Raw genomic sequence first — 23494 nt, forward strand, 5'->3', positions numbered from 1 at the left:
CCGGTGGCCACCCGTCCGTTCGACCCGCGCTCCCTGCGCTGGAAGGCCGCCGCCCTGGTGGTGCTCGCCTGCTGCGCGACCGCCGCCGTGATCGGCCTGCTCGTCCACCGGTCGACCGCGGACCGCGGCGAACGGACCGGGCACGAGCGGGCGGTGGCCCGACTGGCGGCGGCGGAGAAGGAGTTCGCCCGCACCGGGGAGCGTCCGGACGCCGCCGACCTGAGCTCCCCGGCCGAGCTGCCCGCCCCGCTGGCCGGGGCCGTCGCCGACCTGCGGGCCCCCGAGACGTACGCCTTCTGGTACGACGTGAAGGCGCCGAACTGGTACTGGCTGTGGGCGGCCGTCCCGGTCGACGACCACCGGGTGCTGACCGTCCGCACCGACCTGAGCGGCGAGGTGCGCGGCCTCCAGTTGCTGGACCGCAGCATGGTCACGGCCGGGCTCGCCGCGCTCCTCGTCGTGGTGCCCGGCGCGGTGCTCGCGGCCGAGCAGGTGAACCGGCGGCTGCGGCACGGCTCCCGCACCGCCCGCCGGATCGCCGGCGGCGACCTGGACGCCCGGATCGGCCGCCGCGGCCGGGCCCGCGACGAGATCACCGAGATGTCGGCGGCCGTGGACGCGATGGCCGCGGCCCTGCAGGGGCGGCTGGCCGCGGAGAAGCGCTTCACCGCCGACGTCGCCCACGAGCTGCGCACCCCGCTGATGGGCCTGGTCACGGCCGCCGGCCTGCTGCCCGAGGACGACGAGGCGGCCGGCCTGGTCCGCACCCAGGTCGCCACCCTGCGCGGCCTGGTCGAGGACCTGCTGGAGGTGTCCCGGCTGGACGCGGGCGCCGAGCGGGTCCGGCTGGACGAGGTGCCGCTGGGGGAACTGGTCGCCCACGCGGTCGGGCAGGCCGGCGGCGCCACCCGGCTGCGGACGGCGGACGCCGCCGTGGTCCGCACCGATCCGCGCCGGGTCGAGCGGATCGTCGCCAACCTGGTCGCCAACGCGCACCGGCACGGCGCGGCCCCGGTCGAGGTGGCCGTCGAGGGCTGCCGGGTCACCGTGCGCGACCACGGCCCCGGCTTCCCGGCCGACCTGCTCGCGCACGGCCCGCAGCGCTTCCGCACCGGCGCCGCCGAGCGCGGCCAGGGCCACGGCCTCGGCCTGACCATCGCGGTGGGCCAGGCCGAGGTGCTCGGCGCCCGCCTGGTGTTCGCCGACGCCCCGGGCGGCGGGGCCCTCGCCGCCCTCGACCTCGCCGGGCCCGGCACGGCGGGAACGGTTTCGCCCTAGAAGCCTCTTGAAGATCTTGTTCCAGTGGCCCGCTTCGCCCAGGAATGCCTGTAAATATCAATCAGGTCAAACCAGGGCAAGCCGGGCGCGATTTCAAGATCTTCATCAGACTCCTAGGGCGGCGGGAACGGGCGCGGCCCCCGGAGGGGGTTCCCGGGGGCCGCGGTGTTTCCGGTGGTGGTGCGGGGGGTCAGCTCCAGTCGTGGGTGTTCGGGGAGGCGACGGCGGTGACGGTCGGGGCGGGCGCGGGGGTGTCGTCGGCGGCGGCCGAGGTGGCGCCCACGGAGCCGGCGGCCAGGGCGAGGCCGAGCAGGGCGGTGGTGACGACGACGGCGTTGACGGTGCGCTTGGTGACGGTGCTGCCGATGCTGGTCATTTCTGCGTTTCTCCCCGTTGCAGTGGTGCGCTCGTTCCGACGGAGATGACAGTAGGTAGCGGTGGCTTCACTCCTTTATCGATCTGTTTTCGCCCCCGGTGGGGGGTGATAAGTGCCTGGTGGCACGGGGTCGGGGCGTTCCGCGATCCGTTCGATCCGGGGGGCGGCGAGCCGCCGGTAGAGGGCCGGGGACATCGCCACCGAGCGGTCGAGGCGGGCGGCGTTGAAGTAGATCTCCTCCTGGTCGAGCAGGTCGGGGTCGGCCAGCAGGTGCAGGTCCGAGTGGAAGGCGAACGGGACGACCGCGCCGCTGACGCAGCCGGTGATGCGTTCGGCGGTGGCCCGGTCCGCGAAGCCGGCCCGGTTGCCGCCGAGGGCCCGGCGGACGGCGTCCAGGTCGACCCGGTCGTCGCCGCGGACCACGGCCAGGCCGTAGCGCACCGTCCGCCCGGTGAGCTTGACCCGGACCACGATGCACTTGGCGGCCTGGGCCTGGGTGTGCCCGCGCAGGGCGCTGGCCAGGTCGGTGCGGCCCTCCGGCGGGTGGTCGATCACCCGGTGCGGGGTGCCGGCCAGCAGCCGGCCCAGCAGGGCCTCCGCCGGGGGCGGTCCGGCGGGGTCCGCCGGTGCCGGGCCGCCGTCGGGCCGGGCGGGTCGCGGCAGCAGCGCGGTCGCCTCGGTCATCCGGGGCCACCTCCTCTCGGTCCGTCGCCGGACGGGTCAGGCCGGCTCGGGGACGATGCCGGCGGCGAATTCGAGGGCTTCGGGCCCGTACAGCTCCTGCACCCAGTTGGTCTGGTAGACGGTGTCGAGGTAGCGCTCGCCGAGGTCCGGGGAGATGCCGACCGCGGTCAGGGACCGGCCGGCGGACTCCTGTTCGGCCAGCCAGCCGGCGGCGGCGCTGACCACGGTGCCGGTGGAGCCGCCGAGCAGGAAGCCGCGGGCGGCCAGCCGGTGGCACATCCGCACGGTGTCGGCCTCCCGGACGTGGACGACCTCGTCGACCAGGGACTCGTCGAGCATCGGCGGGCGCACGCCCGCGCCCAGGCCGGGGATCATCCGGGTGCCGGGTTCGGCGCCGAAGGCCACCGAGCCGACGCTGTCGACGGCGACGATCCGCACGTAGGGCCGGTGCTCCCGGAACCAGCGGGCGCAGCCCATCAGGGTGCCGGTGGTGCCGGCGCCGACGAAGAGCACGTCGAGGTCGGGGAACTGGCGGGCGATGGCGGGCGCGGTGGTGCGGTAGTGCGCCTGCCAGTTGTTGGGGTTGAGGTACTGGTTGAGCCAGACGTAGCGGGAGTCGGCGGCGACGGTGCGGCGGACGTGGTCGAGCCGGGCGCCGAGCAGGCCGCCGTCGGGGGTCGGGTCGGTGACGGTGTGGACCTGGGCGCCGAACGCCTCCATCAGCCGCCGGGTGGCCAGGTTGCAGCGGGAGTCGGTGACGCACAGGAAGCCGTAGCCGCGGCTGGCCGCGACCATGCTGAGGGCGACGCCGAGGTTGCCGGAGGAGGACTCGACGATGATCGAGCCGGGGACGAGCAGCCCGGCCCGTTCGGCCGCCTCGACCATGGCGACGGCGGCCTTCTGTTTGATCGAACCGGCGAAGTTCAGCCCCTCGCATTTCAGGTAGAGGGGAATTCCCAGCGCGGAGCGCAGGTCCAGGAAGAGGTCTTCCTCGTTGAATTCCTGCGGATTAGAGATGACCGGCACGGTGCCTCCTGTAGGGATACCCGGGAGAGTTCGGCCCTGCGGACGGAAAACGGCTCATCAAGCGGCTCATCCGTAGCGCCGGAGTTCGTGGAAGAATCCGTCGACCACCGTTCCCGCGCCGGCGGCCCGGACCGCGTCGTACACGTGCCGGCCGAGGGCCAGGTCGAGTACGCCGAGTCCGAACGGGGAGAACACCACCGGCCGGTCGACGGGCGGGCGGTAGGCGCCGGTGAGCACGTCGTGGAGCGTCGCGTCGACGAACTCGCGGTGCCCGAGGCGCTGTTCGGCCAGGTGCAGGGAGGTGTTGGCCTTCAGGCAGTGCTCGACGTCGTCGACCACGTTGGCCGCGGCCAGCACCACCTCGGGGGCCAGGTCGCGCAGCGAGACGTGCAGCACCAGCGGGTTGTGGGAGAACCAGTCGGGGTCGGTGACGTGCGGGGTGCCGGCCACCGTGGCGAACACGATCAGGTCGCTGTCCCGGATCAGCTGCTCGACGTCGGTGTGCACGGTGACCTCGCCGCTGCCGCCGGCCCGCTCCAGGTACCCGGCGAAGCCCTCGGCGTGCTCGGGCAGCAGGTCGAAGACGCCGGCCTGCTCGAACGACCAGCCGGTGCCGGCCAGGTGCTGGTGGATGTGGCGGGCGATCAGGCCGGTGCCGACGAAGCCGACCCGGCGCGGGCGGGGCCGCCCGGCGGACAGCCGGTCGGCGGCCAGCGCCGCGGAGGACGCGGTGCGGGTGGCGCTGATGATCGAGCTCTCCAGGCAGGCCAGCGGGTAGCCGGTGCGCGGGTCGTTGAGGATCAGCACCGCGGAGGCGCGCGGGATCCCCCCGGCGACGTTCTCCGGGAAGCTGGAGATCCACTTGATGCCGTCCACCGCGAACTCGCCGCCCACCGACGCGGGCAGCGCGATGATCCGGGAGGTCGGGCGGTCGGGGAAGGTCAGGAAGTACGAGGGCGGATTGACGGTGCGGCCCTCGCCGTGCAGCAGATAGGCGGCCTCGATCAGATCGGCGATCTCCTCGTGCCGGCCCTCCAGGACCGCGTGGACGTCGGCTCCGCCGATCACGGAGAAAGGCGGGACAGAAAGAGTGGACATGCGGGCGAAACTAGGGTCGGGATCTATCAGAAAAACATAATGGTGAAAATATTGGGTCGGATCTGAGCATGGATCCGGCGGCGGGCAGGGTCCGTCGGCGGCAGGCGGCCGGGCGTCAGGCTTCGACGGCGAGGGCGAGCAGGGCCGCCTCGGCCCGCTGCTGCCAGGGCCGCGCCCCGGCCCGGTCGAAGGCGTCGCGGGCCCGCTCCAGGCTGCGGCGGGCCTGCCCGCTCCGGCCGAGGGCGCCCTGCACCTGGCTGTCGACGTAGTGCACCCGGCCCTCCGCGACCGGGTTGTCGATCCGCTCCAGCAGCTCCTTGGCCTCGGCCAGCCGCTCCTCGGCCTGCTCGGGCCGGCCCAGCGCCAGCCGGGTCTCGGCCACCCCGAGCAGGGCGAAGCAGGTGCCGACCAGGTCCTGCTTGGCCCGGACGATCCGGGCCACCTCGGCCAGCAGCTGCTCGGCCTCGGCGAGCCGGCCCACCCCGAGGTAGGCCCGGCCGAGCCGGTGCAGGGCCTGCGCGGTGCCCCGGATCTCGCCGAGCCGCCGGGCCAGCCGCACCCCGTCCTCGCCGATCCGCAGGCCCTCCTCGGTGCGGCCCTGCTCCAGGGCGAGCAGGGCGAGGTTGTTCAGCGCGTGCACCTCGGAGGCGACGTCGCCGATCCGGTGGAACACCTCCAGGGCCTCCCGCAGCAGCCCCTCGGCGCGGGCGAAGTCGCCGGCGCTGCGGTCGACCGCGGAGAGCTGGGCCAGCGCCAGCGCCCGGCCGTGCTCCTCGCCGATCCGCTCGAACTGCCGCACCGCGGGCTCCAGGTAGCAGCGCGCCTCGTCCAGCCGGAACTGCTGCACCAGCAGGCCGCCGAGGTCGGCCAGCACCGCCGCCTCGCCGCGCAGGTTGCCGCGGGCCCGGACGGCGGCCAGCGCCAGGTCGCAGCTGCGCCGCCACTCCTCGACGTAGCTGCGGGTCTCGCACAGCACGCCCAGGCACATGGTGAGGTCCCAGGCCAGGTCGTCCAGGCCGCGTCCGCCGCCCTCCTCCTGGGCCAGCCGGGCGGCGTGCTCCACCACGGCGGCCAGCGGGACCCGCTCCGCCTCGAACCAGTCCAGCGGGGCGGCCATCAGGTCGTCCAGCACGTCCGGGTCGATCGGGGTGCGCGGGGTGGCGCCGTGGATGATGGCGAAGTCGCCGCCGTACTCCTTGCCGCGGGCGATCTCGGCGATGGTCAGCCAGGCCGCCAGCGCGCGGTCCAGGGCGGCGTCCCGCTCCGCGGGCTCCTCCTCCTGGTGGGCCAGTTCGCGGGCGTACAGCCGCAGCAGGTTCTGGAAGCGGTAGCGCAGCTGGCCGGTGGCGTCCGCGCCGACCACCTCGAGCAGCTGGGCGTCCACCAGGCTCTCGATCAGCCGCTCCGCCTCGTACACGTCGCAGTCGAGCAGGGCCGCGCCCACCCAGGTGGCGAAGTCCGGCACCTCCAGGACGCCCAGCAGCCGGTACAGCCGGGCGGCGTCGCTGGGCAGGTGGCGGTAGCTCAGCGCGAAGCTCGCCCGGACCCGGGAGCCGCCGAGGCTCAGCTCGTCCAGCCGGCGGCGGGCGTCGGCCAGCCGGGACACCAGCTGGCGCACCGTCCAGTGCGGCTTGGAGGCCAGCCGGGCGGCGACGATCCGCAGCGCCAGCGGCAGCCGGTCGCACAGCTCGGCCAGCCGGCGGGTCTGCTCCGGGTCGGCGGCCAGCCGGTCGCCGGTGACGATCCGGCTCAGCAGCTCGGCGGCCTCCTCCGGCGCCAGCACGCCCAGTTGCACCCGGACGGCGCCGTACCGCAGCACCAGCTGCTCCATCGGCTCGCGGCTGGTGACCAGCACCGCGCACCCGCCGCTGCCCGGCAGCAGCGCCTGGATCTGCGCGAACGTCCGGACGTTGTCGAGCACCACCAGGATCCGGCGGCCCGCGGTCAGGCTCCGGTACATGGACACCCGCCCGGCGGTGTCCGGCGGGATCCGGTCGCCGGGGACGCCGAGGCTGCGCAGGAAGCGGCTCAGCACCTCGCCGGCCCGGGTCGGTTCGTGGTCGAGGTCGTGGCCGCACAGGTCGACGAAGAGCCGGCCGTCCGGGAAGCGCCGGGCCGCCCGGTGCGACCAGTGCACCGCGAGGCCGGTCTTGCCGACGCCCGCGACGCCGGTGACGAAGCCGACCGCGGGCGGCTGCTCGTCGGTGCGCTCGGCGAGCAGGCCGTCCAGTTCGGCGAGTTCGGCCGCCCGCCCGGTGAACCCCGGGATGTTGGGCGGCAGTTCGGACGGCGGCGGGACCTGCGCCTCGGCCGGCCGGTGCCCGGGCGGGGCGTCCGGGGCGTCCGGCCCGGCGGCGTCGGAGCCCGGGGCGGGGTCGGCGGCGGGCGGGGCGGCCTCCGGCGCGGGCGGCTCGACGGCGGCCAGTGCCGGGTCGTCGCGCAGGATCGCGTCGTGCAACTCCTGGAGCGCGGGCCCGGGTTCGAGGCCGAGGTCCTCGATGAACTGCCGCCGGGCGTCCCGGAACACCTCCATCGCCTCGGCCCGCCGGCCGTCCCGGTACAGCGCCAGCATCAGCGACTGCCGGGAGCGCTCCCGCAGCGGGTGCTCGCGGACCATCGCGGCGAGCTGCGGGACGAGTCCGGCGTGCCGGCCGCTCTCCAGCTGCAGCACCGCGAACTCGTCGTAGGTGGCGAGCCGCTGCTCCTCCAGGCGCTGCGCCTCGTCCTCGATCTGACGGCCCGCCACCCCGGTGAGCACCGGGCCGCGCCACAGCTCCAGGGCCTGCCGGCACGCCTCGGCGGCGGCGGCCGGCCGGCCCGCGCGGGCCGCGGCGGCGGCCTCGCCGGTCAGCCGCCGGTACTCCAGCAGGTCGAGGCGGTGGCCGGCGGTGTTGAGCCGGTAGCCGGGGTGGGCGGTGGAGATCACCTCGTCCTCGCAGCCCTCGGCCTTCAGGGTCTTGCGCAGCGCCGCGATGCAGATCGCCACCTGGGTGCGGGCGGTGGCGGGCGGGCTGCCCTGCCAGACGGCCTCGACCAGGCCGTCGACCGGCACGACGCGGTCGGGGGAGAGCAGCAGCCGGGCCAGGATGGTCCGCTGTCTGGACCCTCCGACCGGGACCTGTCTGCCGTCGACGGTGAGAGACAACGGCCCCAGCACCCCGAACGACACCAGCACTGAACGGCCCCCCGGTCGACGGTGAAACATCCGACCTGCCCCCGCTGGCAGACCAAATGGGACCGTCCGCCCGCGGACCGCCCCATTGGCGCCCCACCTTAGCCTTTCGAGTGCCCCCCCGGCACTGATCGCGGAGCAACCCCCAGGACATTCTCAGCCCTTGGGCCGGGGGGCGGGAAAAGCCCGTTTCCTCGTCATGCACATGCGCAGATATTCAGACCGACCGGCAAATGGAGGGTGGGAGAAGAAGGGGGCACCTCCCGGCCGAAGGCTGGGGGAGGGGCGAGGGCCGAGTCCGGGCGGTGCCGACGAGGGAGCCATGGCGGAGCCACGGCGACCGAGGAGAAGCCGTCCGGGCGAGAGCCATCGGCACGCGACGCCGCCCTCCATTTGCCGGTCGGTCTCAGCTCCCGCCGTCGATATCCGGCCGATATTCGACTGATGCGGCCGGTTCCTAACCTTCCCCCATCGGCCGTTCCGGCCGACGGGTACAAACCGACACGCCACCGGGAGAGAACCCATGGAGTTCCGGATCCTCGGTCCGGTCCGCATCCGGACCGCCGAGCACGAAGACGCCCTCAGCGGCAGCAAGCAGCGCACCATGCTCGCCGCGCTGCTGCTCGCCGAGGGCCGCACCCTGTCCGACGAGCGGCTCGGCCGGATGCTGTGGGACGACAGACCCCCCAGCACCGCCCCCGCCCAGATCCACACCTACGCCTCGCGGATCCGCCGCCGGCTCGGCCCGGACGTCCCGCTGGTCCGGATCCGCACCGGCTACCAGCTGATCGCCCATCACGTCCGCTACGACCAGCGGGAGTTCACCCGGCTCTCGGACGAGGGCCACCGGGCCCTGCGCGCCCAGGACTACCGGCTCGCCGCCGACCGGCTCCGCGAGGCCCTGGCGCTGTGGCGCGGCGAGGCGCTGGCCGACGCCACCGAGCACCTGGTGCTCGCTGAGGGGCCCCGGCTGGAGGAGTACCGGCTGGAGGCCCTGGAGTCCCGGATCGAGGCCGAACTCGTCCTCGGCCGGCACCGCCAACTGGTCTCCGAGCTCACCGGACTGGTCACCCACCACCCGATGCGGGAACGCTTCCGCGCCCTGCTGATGACCGCGCTCTACCGCTCCGACCGGCAGGCCGAGGCGCTCGCCGCCTACCTCGACGGCCGCCGGATGCTCGCCGAGGAACTGGGCGTCGAGCCCGGACTGCTGCTCGCCCGCACCTACCGGGCCGTCCTGACCGGCGAGGTCCGCACCAGGATGCCGCAGCAGCTCACCGCCTGACCCGGCACGGGGGACCGCCGGCACGCACGACGTACGGGGGCCGGGGCGGGACGTCCAGTACCGCCCACGCTCAACCACCAGCACCACCAAGGACTTCCGGGGTCAGAACGCCAGGCCGTGCTCGCGGAACAGCGCCTCCAGCGCGAGCTTGTCGTGCACCTCGCCCTCCGCCAGCCGCTTGATCACCAGCAGGCAGGGCATCCCGAACTCCCCGCCCGGGAACGACTTCGCCCGGGTCGCACCCACGCACACCGACCAGGCCGGCGCCTCGCCGCGCGGCAGTTCCGCGCCGGTCGCCGCGTCGTACACCCGGGTGCTGCCGGTCAGGATGACGCCCGCGCCGAGCTTCGCGCCGCGCCGCACCCGCGCGCCCTCGACCACCATCGCCCGCGAGCCGACGAACGCCTCGTCCTCGACCACCACCGGCACCGCGCCGGCCGGCTCCAGCACCCCGCCGATGCCCGCTCCCCCGGCCAGGTGCACGTTGCGCCCGATCTGCGCGCACGAGCCGACCGTGGCCCAGGTGTCCACCATCGTGCCGGAGTCGACGTACCCGCCGATGTTGGTGAAGGACGGCATCAGCACCACCCCGGGCGCCAGGTGGCTGCCCCAGCGGGCGATCGCCCCCGGCACCACCCGCACCCCGTCGAACCGGGTCTTCAGCGGCAGCCGGTCGTGGTGCCGGAACGGTCCGACCTCGCTCGCCGTCATCCCCAGCACCCGGAACGACAGCAGGATCGCCCGCCGCGCCCGCTCGTCCACCCGCACCGCGTCGTCCGCCGGGTCCACCCGGGCCACCCGGGCCGCCCCGGAGTCCAGCAGGTCGACCGCGGCCAGCACGGTGTCGCGGGCGTCGGCGTCGGCGGGCCCGAGGGCCTCCCGGCGCTCCCACAGCCGGTCGATCTCGGCGGGGACGGGGCTCGGCATGGCAGGTCCTTCCAGGACGGGAACGGGACGGGGAACGGAACGCGGAACGGGTCGGGGTCAGGGGGTCGGGACGAGGGCGGGGTGCCGCAGCAGGGCCAGCCGGGCCGCGACGGCGGCCGGGTCGTGGACGGCCGCGATCCGGACGTGGCCGCCGCCGCCCGGGCCGTACTCGGCCCCCGGCATGACGACCAGTCCGGCCTCCGCGGCCAGCCGGCGGGCGAAGGCGGTGCCCCGGCCGTCCGGCGCCGCGACCCAGGCGAACAGGCCGCCGCCGGGCGGGCGGCAGGGCAGCCCGGCCCGGTCGAGCTCGGCGACCAGGCCGGCCACCCGGCGGGCGTTGCGCTCCCGCTGGGCCAGTGCGTGCGCGTCGTCGTCGAGCAGTGCGGCGGCCCGGGCCTGCGAGGCACTGCCGGCCATCAGTCCGGCCGCCCGCCGGCGCGGCACCAGTTCGGCCACCAGGTGCGGGTCGCCCGCGTAGAAGCCCACCCGCAGGCCGGGCGCGTGGGACCGCTTGGAGAGGCTGTGCACGGCCAGCACCCCGGACAGCCCGCCCGCCAGCACCGTCCGCGGCGGGTGCGCCCAGGTCGCCTCGGCGTACGCCTCGTCGGAGAGCACCGGCACCCCGCGGGCGCGGCCCCAGGCGGCGATCCGGTCGAGCGGCTCGACCGTGCCGGTCGGGTTGGCCGGGCTGTTCACCCACAGGCACAGCGCCCGGCCCACCACCGCGGCGGGCAGCAGGTCCAGCCGCATCCGCAGCCGCCCGTCGACCGGCACCCGGTGCACGCGCAGCCCGGCCAGCCGGGCCCCGTACTCGTACGTCGGGTAGCACAGCGCGGGGATCAGCACGGTGTCCCGGGCGTCGTCGCCGCGGATCTCGCGCAGGAACAGCGGCAGCGTCGAGATGAACTCCTTGGTGCCCACGCAGGCGGCGACCGCCTCGACCGGCACCCGGACCCCGAACCGGCGGTGCAGGTAGCCGGCCGCGGCGGTGCGCAGCGCTTCGCTGCCCGCGCTGGCCGGGTACGCCGCCGGGGCGGGCCGGGCGGACGGCGCGGGCGGGGCGGGGTCGGCGGGCGGCGGGTCGGCGGGCACGCCGAGCGAGAGGTCGAGCACCGGCAGGCCGGAGCCGGCGGCCAGCCGGAGCAGCTCCTCCCGGCTCATCCGGGCAGCCCCGCCGACTGCGGCTCCGGGGAGGGAAGTCCACCGGCCCGGGCGGCCAGCCGGTCGGGGGTGAAGTCGAGGGTGGCGAAGTGGTCGCGCTCCTCCTCGGCCCGGCGGATCAGCTCGACCGCGCCGTCCCGGCGCAGCAGCAGTTCCTGCGGGCGGAGCCGGCCGTTGTAGGTGAAGCCCATCGAGTGGCCGTGCGCCCCGGTGTCGTGGACGAGCAGCAGGTCGCCCTCGGTGAGCGCGGGCAGTTCGCGGTCGGCGGCGAAGCGGTCGTTGTTCTCGCACAGCGAGCCGACCACGTCCACCGGTTCGGCGGGGGCGTCGGTGAACGGGGCGGTGATGTGGTGGTAGGCGGTCGGGTAGAGCGCCGGGCGCATCAGGGCGCTCATCCCGGCGTCGACGCCCGCGTACTCGCGCCACTTGCTCATCCGGTTGACCACCCTGGTGGCGAGCACCCCGTGCGGCCCGGTGATCAGGCGGCCGGACTCGAAGGCCAGCGCGGGGCGGGGCAGTCCGTGCTCGCGCTCCCAGGCGTCCAGCCGCTCCCCCAGCGCCCGGCCCAGCGCGGGCAGGTCGAGCGGCTGCTCCCCGGGCCGGTAGGGGATGCCGAGGCCGCCGCCGAGGTTGACGAAGGAGACGGTGACGCCCAGGTCGCGGTGGAGTTCGACGGCGTGCTCGAGCAGCAGGTCGAGGGTGCGCAGCACGGGGGCGGCGGTCAGCGAGTTGGAAGCCAGCATCATGTGCAGGCCGAAGCGGGTGGTGCCGAGCCGGACGGCCTCGGCGACCACGGCGGTGAGCCGGTCGGCGGGCACCCCGAACTTGGCGCCCTCCGGGTTGCCGAGGAAGGCGTCGGCGCTGCCGGAACGCCGGCCGCGGGCGCCCGGGTTGACCCGGAAGGCCAGCGTGCCGGGCCGGTCGGGGCGGTCGGCGAGCTTGTCCAGCACGGCCTCGTCGTCGATGTTGAGCAGGGCTCCGGCGGCGAGGGCCGCGTCGAGTTCGGCCCGGCTGGTGTTGTTGGAGGTGAAGCAGATCCGGTCGCCGCGGGCGCCGGCCCGCAGGGCGAGGGCGAGTTCGGGCAGCGAGCTGCAGTCGAAGCCGTAGCCGTGGTCGGCGAGCAGCCGCAGCACGGTCGGGTTGGGCAGTGCCTTGACCGCGAAGTACTCGGTGAAGGGCAGGTGCCCGAAGGCCGCGTCGAAGGCCGCGCAGGTCTCCTGGATGCCCTGCTCGTCGTAGAGGTGGAACGGGGTACCGAAGTGCTCGACGACCGCCGGCAGCACGGGCAGCAGGCGGCGTGCGAAGTCCTCGCCGATCGGCACGGGGCGGACCTGCCTTTCTTCTGGTGGTGGCTTCTCCGTCGGGGGCGGCCGGGCGGGGAGGGCCCCGCCCGGCCGGCGGGGCGTCAGACCCGGGCGACGATCACCGAGCGGGCCCGGTCGCCGGACAGCGGGCGGGAGTAGTGGAAGGTCTCGACCCGGACCTCGGTGAAGCCGGCCGCCAGCGCCTGCTCGCGCAGGTACTCCTCGGAGAGCCAGTGGAAGCCGGTGACGCCGGGGGCCTTCTGGACGCCCTCGCCGTTGCGGGTGGAGTCGTTGGAGGCGACCAGGGTGCCGTGGCCGCCGGCGGCGAGCCAACCGTGGATCCGGGCGAGCACCGGCAGCTGGCCGTCGACCAGCAGGTGGCCGAGCAGGCCGTCCATGTAGACGACCGGCCAGCGGCCCTCGGGCGTCCAGGTGGTGATGTCGGCGCGGACCGCCTCCAGGCCCTTGCCGCGGGCGATCGCCACCGCCTCGGCCATCGCGTCGACGGCCAGCACCCGGTAGCCCTGCCGCTGGACGTCGCTCTCCACGGCGGCGTTGCCGCTGCCGAGGCTGAGCAGCGCGGGGTCCTCCTGTCGGCGCAGTTCGCCGACCAGCAGGTCGCGCATCCAGCTGCGGTACTCGGGCGAGAAGGTGGACGGGGTGACCGAGTCGCCGCGGGCCTCGCCGCGCTCCCAGATCTCGAACAGGCTCGGCTCGTCGGCGGACTGCGGGAGGTAGAAGTCGACCAGGTCGTCGAGCTGGGCGTTGGCGACCGCGGTGTCGAGCTGGATGGTCATCGGTACTCCTCTGGGGGCGTCGTCAGCGGACGGCGGAAGGGGTGAGTGCGGCGGTGAGCAGCGGGAGCAGGTCGTCCAGCCCGGAGCGGTAGAAGTGCCCGCCGGGCAGTTCGCGGTAGTCGAAGCGGCCGTCGGAGGCGTCCGCCCAGCGGCGGCCCAGGGCCTCGGTGACCAGCGGGTCGCCGGTGCCGCGGACGGCCAGCACCGGGCAGCCGGCCGGGGCCGGGGCGGCGGGGCGGTGCCGGGCGGCGGCCCGGATGTCGGCGGTCAGCGCCCGGCCGAGCAGGCGGCGGGCCACCGGGTTGGCCCGGAGCTGGTCGGGGATGCCGCCGAGCCGTTCGAGGGCGGGCCACAGCTCGTCCTCGGGCAGGTCCAGGGCGGCGGCGGTGGAGTGCAGCCAGGGCGGGGCGGCGCCGCTGACCACCAGCAGGTCGGGGCCGCGGCCGGCGGCGTGCGCCCGGGCCGCCCAGTCGGCGGCGAGCAGCGCGCCGAAGCTGTGGCCGAACAGCACCCAGCGGCGGCCGGGCGGCGGGGTGCGGGCGGCCAGCAGGGCGTCGGTGTGGGCGGTGAGGGTCTGCGGGGGGTGTTCGGCGATCCGGCGGCCGCGGCCGGCGAGTTCCAGCGGGACGGTCTCGGCGTGCGGGTGCAGGGCCCGCGCCCAGCCGGCGAACAGGGCGGTGGAGCCGCCGCCGGAGGGCAGCGCGTGCAGCAGCGGGCGGTGGTCGGCGCCGTCGTCCGCGCGGTGGCCGGTCACCGGGCGGCCGCGGTGGCGGCGCGTTCGGCCTCGCGGGTCCGGTCGAGGGCGGCGAGCAGGGCGGTGTCGGTGGCGGTGCCGCCGTCGAGGGCGTTGCGGCAGAGCATCTTGAGCATCCGCCAGCCCTTGGTGGCCCGGTCCAGTCCGGCCAGGAACGGCGCGCCGCCGCCGGGGAGGCCGGCCCACGGCTCGGTGGTGCGCAGGTGGGCCTGGGCGAGCGCGAGGTAGGCGCGTTCGACCATCAGGGCGGTGTGGTAGGTGTTGTCGAGCTGGGCGTGCCGGCGGATCGCCGGGCCGGTCAGGTCGGCGGCGAAGTCGGCGCGGTAGCGGGCGAGTTCGGCGTCCAGGCCGTCCCGGTCGGCGAGCAGGGCGGCCACCGCGGCGCGTTCGCGGGCCGCCACGGTGCCGTCGGCGAGGCGGAGTTCGGCGTCGGGGCCGACCGCGAGCCGGTACAGCGAGTCGTGCTTGTCGTAGACGTGCACCAGGTTGGAGCGGATCGACTCGACGAACAGCTTCCGGTCGAAGCGCAGCACCAGCGAGCGGACGCCGACGTTGTCGATGCCGGTGCAGCTGTCCTCGTCGTAGTCGACGACGGTGACCTTGTGGCCGTTGGTGCGGTGCTGGCGCAGGTAGTACTCGGGGAAGTGCTCGTGGTAGTAGCTGTCGACCCGGGCCACGCAGTGGCCGTGCTCGCGGACGGCGGCGCGCAGGGTGGCCTCGATGTCGCCGTGCACCGGCAGGTGGTGCTTCTCCACGCCCCACTCGCCGAGCAGCAGGTCGTCGCGGGCGCCCTCGCTGTCGAGCAGGTTGCGGCAGGACAGGCCGCCCCACTCGGCGCGCAGCACCGGGGCGCCGGCGACCAGCAGGAACGCGGCGAGCAGCCGGGGCGGCAGCAGCTGGGTGAGGCTGACGACGTGGCAGTCGTAGTAGAGGCTGTCGACGGCCTCCCAGTCGAGGCCGGTGGCCGTCGAGCGGTGCCGGGTGACGCCGGGGGCGTCCAGGGTGGGGGTGGTGGTCATCGGGTGCTCCCGTACGAGAGGAGGAGGCCGGCGGGCGAGCGGAAGCTGAGGCCCTCGACGGGCTGCGGGGGCCCGTCGGCGAAGCGCAGGCCGGGGCGGCGTTCGAGCAGGATCCGCAGGGCGGTGCGGACCTCGGCGAGGGCCATCCGGCGGCCCATGCACTGGTGGCGGCCGGCGCCGAAGGACAGCTGCCGGGCGGCGGCCGGGCGGTTCGGGTCGAAGGCGTCGGGGTCGGGGAAGACCGCCGGGTCGCGGTTGGCGGAGCCGAGCAGGACGGTGATCAGGGAGCCGCGCGGAATGTCGGTGCCGAGGAGTTCGCCGCCGCCCCAGATCCGCACCGTGGAGTGGATCGGCGGTTCGAAGCGCAGCGTCTCCTCGACCACGCCGTCGACCAGTTCGGGCCGGGCGTAGACCTCGCGCAGCAGTTCGGGGCGCGAGCACAGCACGTGCAGGGCGTTGGCGATCAGCCGGTTGCTGGTGTCGATGGCGGCCGGGATCAGCAGGCCGACCTGGCGGACGATCTCGGCGTCGTCCACGTCGGCGCCGTCGGCGGCGGCGGCCAGCAGGCGGCCGATCACCGACGCGTCGGGGGCGGGGCGCAGTTCGGCGATCCGGGCGTGCAGCAGCACCTGCATGCGCTGCCAGGCGGCCACGGCGGCGCGCCGGGCGGGCGGTTCGGCGGAGTCGATGAAGGCGATCACGGCGTCGCTGCAGCGCTGGAACTCCGGGACGTCCGCGGGCCGCAGGCCGATGATCCGGGACATCACCCGGATCGGCACCGCGTTGGCGAACGCGGGCACGAAGTCGGCGGTGCCCGCCTCGCCGAGGGCGTCGACCACGGCGTGCACCGCGGACGGGACCAGGTCCTCCAGGTACCCGGGGACGGCGGAGGCGGAGAAGCTGTGGTTGGTGAGCGAGCGCAGCTTGACGTGCTCGGCGCCGTCGACGTCGGTCACGGTGCGGCCGAACAGCACCCGGGTGGCCCGGAACGGGCTCTCCACCCCGGCCCGGCGGTCGCGCAGCACCGCGCCGACCGCCTCGTGGGTGGTGGCGAACCAGGTGCGGTGGGCGTCGGAGCGCACCAGCGGGCCGGCCGCGCGCAGCGCCGCGTACACGGGGTACGGGTCGAGCCGGAAGGCCGGGCCGCCGAAGCCGGCGTCGGGCCCGGCGGGCACGGCGGGGGCCGGGGCGGGGGCCAGGGTGGCGGCGGCGCTCACGGGGTGCGCTCCTCGGCGACCGCGACGAACCGCAGCCGGCGGTAGTCGGCGTACCAGCGGCCGTCCCGGTGCAGGGTGGGCGCGGCCAGCTCGTTGACCCGGTCCAGGACGGCGGGCAGCAGGTCGGCGGGCACGTGGTCGATCAGCGTGGAGCCGAACATGGCGACCCAGTCGGCGACGCCGCGCGGGCAGTCGGACAGCTCGGTGGGGCGGGCGAAGTACTCGGTGCGGGCCACCAGGAAGCCGTTGGCCTCCAGCAGCGCCGCGTACTCGGCGGGGCTCGGGAAGTACCAGGGCATCCGCATGCCCCCGTCCAGGCCGTGCTCGGCCAGCGCGGCCCGGACGGCGCCGATGATGCCGGCCACGTTGCGGGCGCCGCCGAGCTCGGCGACGAACCGGCCGCCGGGGCGCAGCGCCCGGTGCACCGACCGGACCACCTCCTGCGGGCGGGTCATCCAGTGCAGGGCGGCGTTGGAGAACACCGCGTCGACGGGCCCGTCGAGCCGGAAGTCGTGGCCGTCGGCGAGCAGCACCTCGGTGCCCAGGCGGCGGGCGGCGGCGGCCACCATCGCCGGGTCGCTGTCGGTGCCGGTGACCCGGGCGCCGCGGGCGGCGATCTCGGCGGCGAGTTCGCCGGTGCCGCAGCCCAGGTCGAGGACGTGCTCGCCGGGGGCCGGGTCGAGCAGGTCGACGACGCCCTTGGCGAGCGAGGAGACGTAGCCGAACTGGCGGTCGTAGCGGTCGGCGTCCCAGACCTGGTCGGCGGGGGCGGCGGGACGGGCGGTGTCGGTCATCGGGTTCACCCTCGGTCGATCTGCTGGAGCATCAGTTCGTCGGTGCCGCCGGCCAGTGCCAGGCCGAGCGCGTCGCGCAGCGCCCGGTTGGCCGGGTGGCCGGTGCGGTAGCCGTCGCCGCCGGCCAGTTGCAGGGCCTCGTCGGCGACCTCGCGGAGCACCGCGGCGGCGCGGTGCTTGCAGGCGGCGGCGTACGCGGCCGGGCAGCTGCCCTCGGCGAGCAGCCGCACGCCCTGCCGGGCGGCGGCCCGGACCTCCTCGGTCTCGGCGGTCAGCCGGGCGAGGGTGAAGCGGACGTGCTGGTTGCCGAGCAGCGGGACGCCGAAGGTGTGCCGCTGCCGGGCGGCGGCCACGGCGTGCCGCAGCACGGCGTCCGCGAGCTCGCCCATCCGGACGGCGAGCATCACGCGCTCGTGCAGCCAGTGCCGCATCAGCACCAGCAGGCCGTGCCCGCCGGGAACCAGGACCGCCGAGACGGGGGCGGCGTCCAGCCGGACCTGCCCGGTCAGGCCGCGGTGGCCGAGCGCGTCGAGCGGGGTGGTGGCGACGCCGGGGGCGCCGGCCGGGACCAGCAGCAGGGCCGGGCCGGGGCGGCCGGTGGCGGCGTCCGGGTCGTCGGCGAGGACCAGCAGGTGGTCGGCGAACGGGGCGTTGCTGATGAACCACTTGCCGCCGGTGACGGCGAGCCGGTCGCCGTCCCGGTGCACCCGGGTGGTGAGCCGGGCCAGGTCGCTGCCGTGCTCGGGCTCGGTGGCGGCCAGCGCGCCGGTGGTGCGGCCGGCCAGCGCGCCGTCGACCAGGGCGCGGTCGGCGCCGGGCAGGGCGCCGAGCAGCCGGGTGGCGACGTCCAGGTGGGTGAGGACGGCGGCGCCGGGCGCCCCGCCGCCGACCCGGGCGAGCGCGGCGTGCAGGTCGACGGCCCGCCACAGCGCCCGGGGGCGGTCGGCCGGGCCGGCCGCCCAGGCGTCCCGGAACAGTCCGGCGGCGCCGGCCGCGGCCAGCAGGGCGGGCACCGGCGGGGTGCCGTCCTCCCAGCGCGGGTCGTCGAGCAGCGCCCGGTGCTCGGTCAGGAAGCCGTCCAGCCGGGCCCGGAAGGCCGGGTCGGCCGCGCCGGTGCCGGGGCCGCGCGGGGCGGTCCGGGGGTCGGTGATCGTCCGGTCATTCACCGGGCCACCCCTGGAGGCGGGCGAGGGCGGTGAGCATCATTTCGTCCGATCCGGTGGAGATGGAGAACAGCCGGGTGTCGCGGAAGGCCCGGTTCACCGGGGCGTCGGTGAGCTGGCCGTGGGCGCCGTGCAGGTGCAGGCAGGTCCGGGCGACGGTGCGGGCGAGCCGGCTGGAGCGGTACTTGACCGCGGCGGACAGCGCCCGGTGGTCGCCGCCGCTCACCCAGCGGTCGATGCCGGTGTAGGCGAGCTGGCGGACCGCCTCGACCTCGGCGCGCAGCGCGGCCAGCCGGCCGGCCACGTCGGGGCGGGTGGCGACCGGCGCGCCGAAGGTGACGCGTGCGCGCAGCCGTTCGCCGGTGCGCTGCAGCAGGGTGTCGGCGATCGCCAGGGCCCGGCAGGCGGAGACGATCCGCTCGGGCTCGAACTGCCGCAGCTGGGTGACCAGTCCGAGGCCGTGGCCGCCGATCCGGTGCTCGGCGGGCACGTGCACCTCGTCGAGGACGACCTCCCCGGCGACGCCCGCGGCGCGCAGCCCGAGGGTCGGGTCGGCGGGCAGCACGGTCAGGCCCTCGGCCTCGACCGGCACCATCAGCAGCACGTAGCCGAACGGGGCGCGGGCCTCGGGCAGCCGGGCCAGCACCGCGAAGGCGTCGGCGTACTGCCCGGCGACCGCCCAGCGCTTGGTCCCGCTGACCCGGTAGCCGCCGGGCACCTGGCGGGCGGTGGCGGCGACCGCGGCGACGTCGGAGCCGGCGCCGGCCTCGGAGACGGCGTGGCCGAGCAGGCAGTCGCCGGCCAGCGCGGGCCGCAGGAAGCGGTCGACGGCCTCGGGGGTGCCGGCCTCGGCGATCATCGGCGCGACCATGTCGTTGTGCACGGTGACGGACATGCCGACGCTGTCGGAGGGCAGCGCGCCCAGGCACTCGGCGAGCACCACGTGGTCCCAGGCGGTGCCGCCCCCGCCGCCGACCGCGGCGGGGAAGCGCATCCCGAGGAAGCCCTGCCCGGCGAGGCCCTGCAGCACCTCGCGCAGCGGGATCGCGCCGTGGCGCTCCCACTCCTCGATCCGGGGGGCGACGGCCCGTTCCAGGTGGGCGGTGAGCCGGGCCCGCAGCTCGTCCTCGGCCGGGGTGAACCAGCCGGTGCGGGCGGCCGCGGCGAGGCTCACCGGGCCACCGCCGCGTGCAGCAGGGCGCGGACCTGCCGCAGGTCGGGCTTGCCGTTGGACAGCGCGGGGAAGGCCGACAGCCGGCGCCAGTGCCGGGGCACCATGTAGCGCGGCAGTGCGGCGGCGGTGTGCGCGACCAGGGCGGCGGCCTCCGCCTCGGCGGGCTCGGACAGTTCGGGGGCGGGCCCGGCGCCGGTGTCGGGCGCCAGCACCGCGCAGGCCAGGGCGAGGCCCTCGCGCGGGTCGGGGACGGCGGCGACGAAGGCCCGGCCGACCGCGGGGTGGGTCTCCAGCACCCGGCGCACCTCGTTGAGGTTGATCCGGTAGCCGCGGATCTTCACCTCGTCGTCGCGGCGGCCGCGGAACAGCAGCACGCCGTCGGCGCGGCGGGCGCCGAGGTCGCCGGTGCGGTAGTGGCGGACGCCGTCGCGGTGCAGGAAGGCGGCGGCCTCCTCCTCGGGGCGGTCGAGGTAGCCGGTCATCACCTGCGGGCCGGAGACCAGGATCTCGCCGGGCCCGTCCGGGTCGAGGCCGCCGTCCTCGGTGAGGAAGGCGATGCCGACGCCGGGCAGCGGCGGGCCGATCGGGTAGGGCTCGGTGCGGCCGGGCTCGCGGGCCGAGATCGGCTCGAAGGCGATGCCGCAGGTGGTCTCGGTCGGGCCGTAGCCGTTGACCACGACCAGGTTCGGCGCGGCGTGCAGCCAGGACTGCACGGTGGCCGGGTTGAGCACCTCGGCGCCGGTCAGGATCCGGCGCAGCGCGCCCAGGTCGCGGCCGGCCAGGCCGGTGCCGTGCTGGGCGAGCAGGGTCAGGGTGGAGCCGACCGCGGTCAGGTGGGTGACCCGCTCGCGGACGACGGTGCCGAGCACCGCGGCGGGCAGCAGCACCGACGGGCTGAGGTGGACGAGCGCGCCGCGCAGCAGCGGCAGCAGCAGGTCGGCGACCGAGCCGTCGAAGTGCAGGGCGGTGGTGTTCAGGCAGACCGCGTCCGGGCCGATCTCCAGCACCGGGTCGACGGCCGCGAAGAACGCCTCCAGCGCGCCGTGGTGGATCTGCACGCCCTTGGGGCGGCCGGTCGAGCCGGAGGTGTACAGCACGTAGGCGGGGTCGGCGGGGGCCGGGTCGGCGGCCCGCCAGCCGTCCGGGGCGGGGACGGCGAGCAGGTCCTCGACGGCCAGCACCGGCACCGGCAGGCGCTGCGCCGCGAGCGCGTCGAGGCGGGGGCGGCGGGCCAGCAGCCAGGGGCTGCCGGAGTCGGTGAGCAGCGCCCGGCGGCGCTCCTCGGGCGCGGACGGGTCGAGCGGGACGTACGCGCCGCCGGCCAGCAGCACCCCGAGCATCGCGGTGACGGTGGCGGTGCTCTTCTCGCCGTGGACGGCGACCCGGGTGCCGGGGCGCAGTCCGCGCTCCCGCAGGCCGGCCGCCACGGCCCTGGCGCCGGCGTGCAGTTCGCCGTAGGCCAGGGTGCCGTCCGGGCCGGCCAGGGCCGGCCGGGACGGGTCGTGCCGGCCGAGCGCCGCGGTCAGGCGGTGGGTGTCGGCCGCCGCCGGGGCGGTGGTCATCGGGCGGCCCGCCGCTCGACCAGGGCGACCAGCGCGTTCAGGCTCTCCAGCGCGTCGAGGTCCTCCGGTTCGGCGCCGAACTCGATGCCGAAGTCGCTGCCGAGGCGGACGGTGAGCTCGACGGCGTCCAGCGAGTCGAGGTTGAGGACGCGCATGAAGTCGTCGTCCCGGTCGAGTTCGGCGGAGACGTCGCGCTTCTTGATCAGGCTCAGCGTGGCGGCCAGGCGGTCGCGGACGGACTCGGCGGTGCGGACGCTCATGTCATGGGCTCCTGACGGGTACGGGCAGTGCGGGGCGCAGCTGCGGGACGGGCGGGACGGACGGGAGGGGCGGTGCGGCGGGGACGGCGGCGGCCCGGTCGCGGCGGGCCGCGCCGAGGACCGTCCAGCCGACCGCGACGGTGAGGAACGCGGTGCCGGCGACGGTCGCCGCCCCGATCCGCTCGCCGAGGACGAGCACGCCCAGCACCACCGCGACGAGCGGGTTGACGTACGAGTAGGTGCTGGTGAGGCGCTGGTCGACCCGGGCGGTCAGCCAGGTGTAGGCGAGGAACCCGACCAGCGAGCCGAGCAGCACCAGGTGGGCCTCGGCCAGCCAGACGGCCGCCCCGAGGTCCGCCGGGTGCAGCCGCGGCCACTCGCCGCCGGCCGCCGAGGCGGCCAGCAGGGCGAGCCCGCCGGAGGTCATCTGGACGGCGCTGGTGAGGGCCGCCCCGGGGTCGGGGGCGGCGTCCCGGCGCGGGGCCGGGACCGCCAGCCGGCCGCCGACCGCCCACAGCAGGGCGGCCAGCAGGACCAGCAGCGAGGGCAGCAGGGCTCCGGGTTCGAAGCCCAGCAGGGTGGCCACCCCGACCAGGCCGAGCAGGGTCGCGCCGAGGTCGGCGCGGGTGACCCGGCCGCCGGTGAGCGCGCCCACCGCCAGCACCCAGAGCGGGACGGTGGCGAAGTACGTGCCCGCGGCGGCGGACGGCAGCCGCTCGGAGGCGATGCTGACCAGCCCGTTGGAGCCGAGGAAGTACAGCACGCCGAGCAGCGCGGACCGGCCCAGCCGGCCCCGCATCCGGGCCCGCGGGCCCGGTTCGCCGCGGCGGCGCCACCGCCAGGCCAGGACGGCGAGCAGCAGCGCCCCGGCGAGGGTGAAGCGCACGCCGGCGGCGAGCAGCGGGGGCACGGTGCGGACCACCACGCGGATGCCGAGGAAGGTCGATCCCCAGAGCACCCACACGGCGAGCAGGGCGAGCGCGATCCGCGCGCGGCCCGGGGCGGCGGCGGTCGCTGCGCCGGCCATCAGACGAGGTTCAGGATGCGGTCGAGGTAGCGACCGGAGGAGTTGAGCCGCCACAGGGCGCCGCGGGTGATGGCGCGCCGGGCCTCGGGGCTGTCCGCCATCGGCTTGACCACGTGGGCGAACCAGGCGCTGGCGTGGTGGGCGTCGATGCCGATGTGCAGCTTGTGGTAGGTGATGCCGTCCGGCGGCAGGTCGAGCCGCTGCCAGGCGTGCAGGACCTGCGAGAAGCGGTCCGGGGCCAGCCACTCGGCGATGGCGAGGTGGCCGACGGCCTCGGCGAACAGGCCGCGGTAGCGGCAGATCAGCACGGCGAGGTTGCCGCCGAGCAGGGCCTCCGCGGAGAGGTGCTCGGAGAGCTCCTCGTCGGTGATCCCGAAGTGCCGGATGATCCGGTCGAACAGGACGGTGTGGACCTCGGCGGGGTTGCCGTTGCCCATCTCGTCCCAGAAGTTCTTGGCGATCTCCATCTTGGTGACGCCGTCGGTGCCGATCTGCATGGCGGCCAGCAGGTCGTCGAAGCGGGAGTCGACCGAGGACTCCTGGAGGACGAACCTGCGCAGGTCGTCCGGGGTGGCCTCGTTGCGCAGGAAGCGGTGGTAGTAGGGGTGCTTGAAGACCGGGTGCTCGCGGGCGACGCCCTTGAGCCAGGCGACGAACGCCGCCGGGTCGTCGGGCATGCCGTCGTACAGCGCGGGGTCGATCCAGCTGTCCTCGGCGTCCGCGGTGTCCTGCTCCAGCCGGCGGGTGACGGCGTGCAGGACGGTCGAGGTCTCGGCGGTCGGACCGGTCGGGAGCTGGGTGTGCAACCCGTAGATCCGGGACAGCAGGTACTGCTGGGTGAAGAAGGCGTCCGGGTCGCCGACGGCGCGCCGGCCGAGGTCGGCGACGGCCTCCAGCAGGGCGGCCGGGTCGGGGTGGGCGTCCAGCTCCTCGGCGGGCCGGGTGAGCCGGGGCAGGAAGTCGGCCAGGAACTCCTCGTCGGTGGCGGGGCGGGCGGGGGAGGTCGGCGTGGGCATGCGGCTGGTTCTCCTCGGGAGCTCCGCGGCGGGCTGCCGCGTTCCGTCGGTGGGACCAGCCTTCCGGCCGGTCCTGTACGACGTCTGGTGGACGGGCTATATCTGCGGGTCAGCGGCCCCGGGCGAGGCCGGACAGGTGGGCGGCCAGGGCGTCGACGGTGTTGACGTCCCACACCAGCGTCGGGTCGACCGACAGGTGCAGGGCGTCCTCGATGTCGCCGCACAGGGCGAAGGCGTAGACCGAGTCCAGGCCGTACTCGGTGAGCGGCACGGCCGGGTCGATCTCCTCGGCCGGGCGCTGCAGGTAGTAGGCGACGCGGTCGGCGATCCAGCCGCGGATCTCCTCGGCGGTGGCGGGGGCGGCGGACTCGGCGGCGGGTGCGGACATGCGGGTCTCCTG

Annotated in this window: 22 protein-coding genes; 2 read left to right on the forward strand and 20 right to left on the reverse strand. The window is 75.8% G+C overall.

Annotated elements, in window-relative coordinates:
* Window positions 1-3 precede the first annotated feature (3 nt).
* On the forward strand, window positions 4-1278 hold the full coding sequence (locus EDD39_RS03335; protein ID WP_123553298.1) for a sensor histidine kinase: 1275 nt from the start codon (window positions 4-6) through the stop codon (window positions 1276-1278).
* 190 nt (window positions 1279-1468) lie between these two features.
* Here EDD39_RS03335 and EDD39_RS03340 read toward each other — a convergent pair whose 3' ends face one another.
* The 5 genes from EDD39_RS03340 to EDD39_RS03360 all read right to left on the reverse strand — a co-directional run bounded on the left by EDD39_RS03340 (window position 1469) and on the right by EDD39_RS03360 (window position 7607).
* Window positions 1469-1654 carry a hypothetical protein gene (locus EDD39_RS03340; RefSeq protein WP_123553299.1) on the reverse strand — a complete coding sequence of 62 codons (186 nt, stop codon included), beginning with the start codon at window positions 1652-1654 and terminating at the stop codon, window positions 1469-1471.
* 75 nt (window positions 1655-1729) lie between these two features.
* Window positions 1730-2338, reverse strand: coding sequence for a YbaK/EbsC family protein (locus EDD39_RS03345; protein ID WP_123553300.1), 609 nt, complete (start codon window positions 2336-2338; stop codon window positions 1730-1732).
* Between the two features lie 36 nt (window positions 2339-2374).
* Entirely contained in the window at window positions 2375-3364 is a 990-nt protein-coding gene (gene sbnA, locus EDD39_RS03350; RefSeq protein WP_123553301.1) for a 2,3-diaminopropionate biosynthesis protein SbnA, read from the reverse strand.
* Window positions 3365-3430: 66 nt separating this feature from the next.
* Window positions 3431-4462: a 2,3-diaminopropionate biosynthesis protein SbnB gene (gene sbnB / locus EDD39_RS03355; protein ID WP_123553302.1), complete on the reverse strand. Its 1032-nt coding sequence runs from the start codon at window positions 4460-4462 to the stop codon at window positions 3431-3433.
* Between the two features lie 115 nt (window positions 4463-4577).
* Window positions 4578-7607 (reverse strand): AfsR/SARP family transcriptional regulator, encoded by a 3030-nt coding sequence (locus tag EDD39_RS03360; protein WP_244256588.1) that lies wholly within the window; start codon window positions 7605-7607, stop codon window positions 4578-4580.
* Window positions 7608-8157: 550 nt separating this feature from the next.
* Here EDD39_RS03360 and EDD39_RS03365 point away from each other — a divergent pair.
* Entirely contained in the window at window positions 8158-8919 is a 762-nt protein-coding gene (locus tag EDD39_RS03365) for an AfsR/SARP family transcriptional regulator (protein ID WP_123553304.1), read from the forward strand.
* A 102-nt stretch (window positions 8920-9021) separates the two neighbouring features.
* Here the strand turns inward: EDD39_RS03365 and EDD39_RS03370 are convergent, their stop codons facing one another.
* From EDD39_RS03370 to EDD39_RS03435, 15 genes are all read right to left on the reverse strand, one after another.
* On the reverse strand, window positions 9022-9846 hold the full coding sequence (locus EDD39_RS03370) for a 2,3,4,5-tetrahydropyridine-2,6-dicarboxylate N-succinyltransferase (protein ID WP_123553305.1): 825 nt from the start codon (window positions 9844-9846) through the stop codon (window positions 9022-9024).
* 57 nt (window positions 9847-9903) lie between these two features.
* Complete coding sequence (locus tag EDD39_RS03375) at window positions 9904-11007, reverse strand: aminotransferase class I/II-fold pyridoxal phosphate-dependent enzyme (RefSeq protein WP_123553306.1); 1104 nt, start codon at window positions 11005-11007, stop codon at window positions 9904-9906.
* Window positions 11004-12329, reverse strand: coding sequence for a diaminopimelate decarboxylase (locus EDD39_RS03380; protein ID WP_162869928.1), 1326 nt, complete (start codon window positions 12327-12329; stop codon window positions 11004-11006). The genes EDD39_RS03375 and EDD39_RS03380 overlap by 4 nt, the downstream gene beginning before the upstream one ends.
* Window positions 12330-12412: 83 nt before the next feature.
* Complete coding sequence (locus tag EDD39_RS03385) at window positions 12413-13108, reverse strand: class I SAM-dependent methyltransferase (RefSeq protein WP_123553307.1); 696 nt, start codon at window positions 13106-13108, stop codon at window positions 12413-12415.
* Window positions 13109-13130: 22 nt separating this feature from the next.
* A complete protein-coding gene (locus tag EDD39_RS03390; protein WP_162869929.1) occupies window positions 13131-13862 on the reverse strand; it encodes a thioesterase II family protein in 732 nt (243 codons plus the stop codon).
* Window positions 13859-14881: a hypothetical protein gene (locus EDD39_RS41885; RefSeq protein ID WP_162869930.1), complete on the reverse strand. Its 1023-nt coding sequence runs from the start codon at window positions 14879-14881 to the stop codon at window positions 13859-13861. The genes EDD39_RS03390 and EDD39_RS41885 overlap by 4 nt, the downstream gene beginning before the upstream one ends.
* The gene (locus EDD39_RS03395) at window positions 14878-16098 is read right to left on the reverse strand and encodes a cytochrome P450 (RefSeq protein WP_123553309.1); all 1221 of its coding nucleotides are present in this window, start codon (window positions 16096-16098) and stop codon (window positions 14878-14880) included. The genes EDD39_RS41885 and EDD39_RS03395 overlap by 4 nt, the downstream gene beginning before the upstream one ends.
* A complete protein-coding gene (locus EDD39_RS03400) occupies window positions 16095-16892 on the reverse strand; it encodes a class I SAM-dependent methyltransferase (RefSeq protein WP_123553310.1) in 798 nt (265 codons plus the stop codon). Before EDD39_RS03400 ends, EDD39_RS03395 begins: the two co-directional genes overlap by 4 nt.
* Window positions 16893-16897: 5 nt before the next feature.
* Complete coding sequence (locus tag EDD39_RS03405) at window positions 16898-18058, reverse strand: acyl-CoA dehydrogenase family protein (RefSeq protein WP_123553311.1); 1161 nt, start codon at window positions 18056-18058, stop codon at window positions 16898-16900.
* A complete protein-coding gene (locus tag EDD39_RS03410) occupies window positions 18051-19229 on the reverse strand; it encodes an acyl-CoA dehydrogenase family protein (RefSeq protein WP_123553312.1) in 1179 nt (392 codons plus the stop codon). The genes EDD39_RS03405 and EDD39_RS03410 overlap by 8 nt, the downstream gene beginning before the upstream one ends.
* The gene (locus EDD39_RS03415; RefSeq protein ID WP_123553313.1) at window positions 19226-20791 is read right to left on the reverse strand and encodes an amino acid adenylation domain-containing protein; all 1566 of its coding nucleotides are present in this window, start codon (window positions 20789-20791) and stop codon (window positions 19226-19228) included. The genes EDD39_RS03410 and EDD39_RS03415 overlap by 4 nt, the downstream gene beginning before the upstream one ends.
* Window positions 20788-21051, reverse strand: a complete 264-nt coding sequence (locus EDD39_RS03420; RefSeq protein ID WP_123553314.1) for an acyl carrier protein — start codon at window positions 21049-21051, stop codon at window positions 20788-20790. The genes EDD39_RS03415 and EDD39_RS03420 overlap by 4 nt, the downstream gene beginning before the upstream one ends.
* 1 nt (window position 21052) lies before the next feature.
* Window positions 21053-22078 carry an EamA family transporter gene (locus EDD39_RS03425; RefSeq protein WP_123553315.1) on the reverse strand — a complete coding sequence of 342 codons (1026 nt, stop codon included), beginning with the start codon at window positions 22076-22078 and terminating at the stop codon, window positions 21053-21055.
* Window positions 22078-23094 (reverse strand): iron-containing redox enzyme family protein, encoded by a 1017-nt coding sequence (locus EDD39_RS03430; protein WP_123553316.1) that lies wholly within the window; start codon window positions 23092-23094, stop codon window positions 22078-22080. The genes EDD39_RS03425 and EDD39_RS03430 overlap by 1 nt, the downstream gene beginning before the upstream one ends.
* Before the next feature lie 109 nt (window positions 23095-23203).
* On the reverse strand, window positions 23204-23482 hold the full coding sequence (locus EDD39_RS03435) for an acyl carrier protein (RefSeq protein WP_123553317.1): 279 nt from the start codon (window positions 23480-23482) through the stop codon (window positions 23204-23206).
* Between the last annotated feature and the right edge of the window lie 12 nt (window positions 23483-23494).

The organism is Kitasatospora cineracea (assembly GCF_003751605.1).
GTDB lineage: Bacteria > Actinomycetota > Actinomycetes > Streptomycetales > Streptomycetaceae > Kitasatospora > Kitasatospora cineracea.

Bases quoted from the DNA above. Each gene is read 5' to 3' on its own strand.
- EDD39_RS03340 (WP_123553299.1), bottom strand. From the start codon at position 1,654: ATGACCAGCATCGGCAGCACCGTCACCAAGCGCACCGTCAACGCCGTC.
- EDD39_RS03345 (WP_123553300.1), bottom strand. From the start codon at position 2,338: ATGACCGAGGCGACCGCGCTGCTGCCGCGACCCGCCCGGCCCGACGGC.
- sbnB (WP_123553302.1), bottom strand. From the start codon at position 4,462: ATGTCCACTCTTTCTGTCCCGCCTTTCTCCGTGATCGGCGGAGCCGAC.
- EDD39_RS03365 (WP_123553304.1), top strand. From the start codon at position 8,158: ATGGAGTTCCGGATCCTCGGTCCGGTCCGCATCCGGACCGCCGAGCAC.
- EDD39_RS03370 (WP_123553305.1), bottom strand. From the start codon at position 9,846: ATGCCGAGCCCCGTCCCCGCCGAGATCGACCGGCTGTGGGAGCGCCGG.
- EDD39_RS03375 (WP_123553306.1), bottom strand. From the start codon at position 11,007: ATGAGCCGGGAGGAGCTGCTCCGGCTGGCCGCCGGCTCCGGCCTGCCG.
- EDD39_RS03385 (WP_123553307.1), bottom strand. From the start codon at position 13,108: ATGACCATCCAGCTCGACACCGCGGTCGCCAACGCCCAGCTCGACGAC.
- EDD39_RS41885 (WP_162869930.1), bottom strand. From the start codon at position 14,881: ATGACCACCACCCCCACCCTGGACGCCCCCGGCGTCACCCGGCACCGC.
- EDD39_RS03400 (WP_123553310.1), bottom strand. From the start codon at position 16,892: ATGACCGACACCGCCCGTCCCGCCGCCCCCGCCGACCAGGTCTGGGAC.
- EDD39_RS03415 (WP_123553313.1), bottom strand. From the start codon at position 20,791: ATGACCACCGCCCCGGCGGCGGCCGACACCCACCGCCTGACCGCGGCG.
- EDD39_RS03420 (WP_123553314.1), bottom strand. From the start codon at position 21,051: ATGAGCGTCCGCACCGCCGAGTCCGTCCGCGACCGCCTGGCCGCCACG.
- EDD39_RS03425 (WP_123553315.1), bottom strand. From the start codon at position 22,078: ATGGCCGGCGCAGCGACCGCCGCCGCCCCGGGCCGCGCGCGGATCGCG.
- EDD39_RS03430 (WP_123553316.1), bottom strand. From the start codon at position 23,094: ATGCCCACGCCGACCTCCCCCGCCCGCCCCGCCACCGACGAGGAGTTC.
- EDD39_RS03435 (WP_123553317.1), bottom strand. From the start codon at position 23,482: ATGTCCGCACCCGCCGCCGAGTCCGCCGCCCCCGCCACCGCCGAGGAG.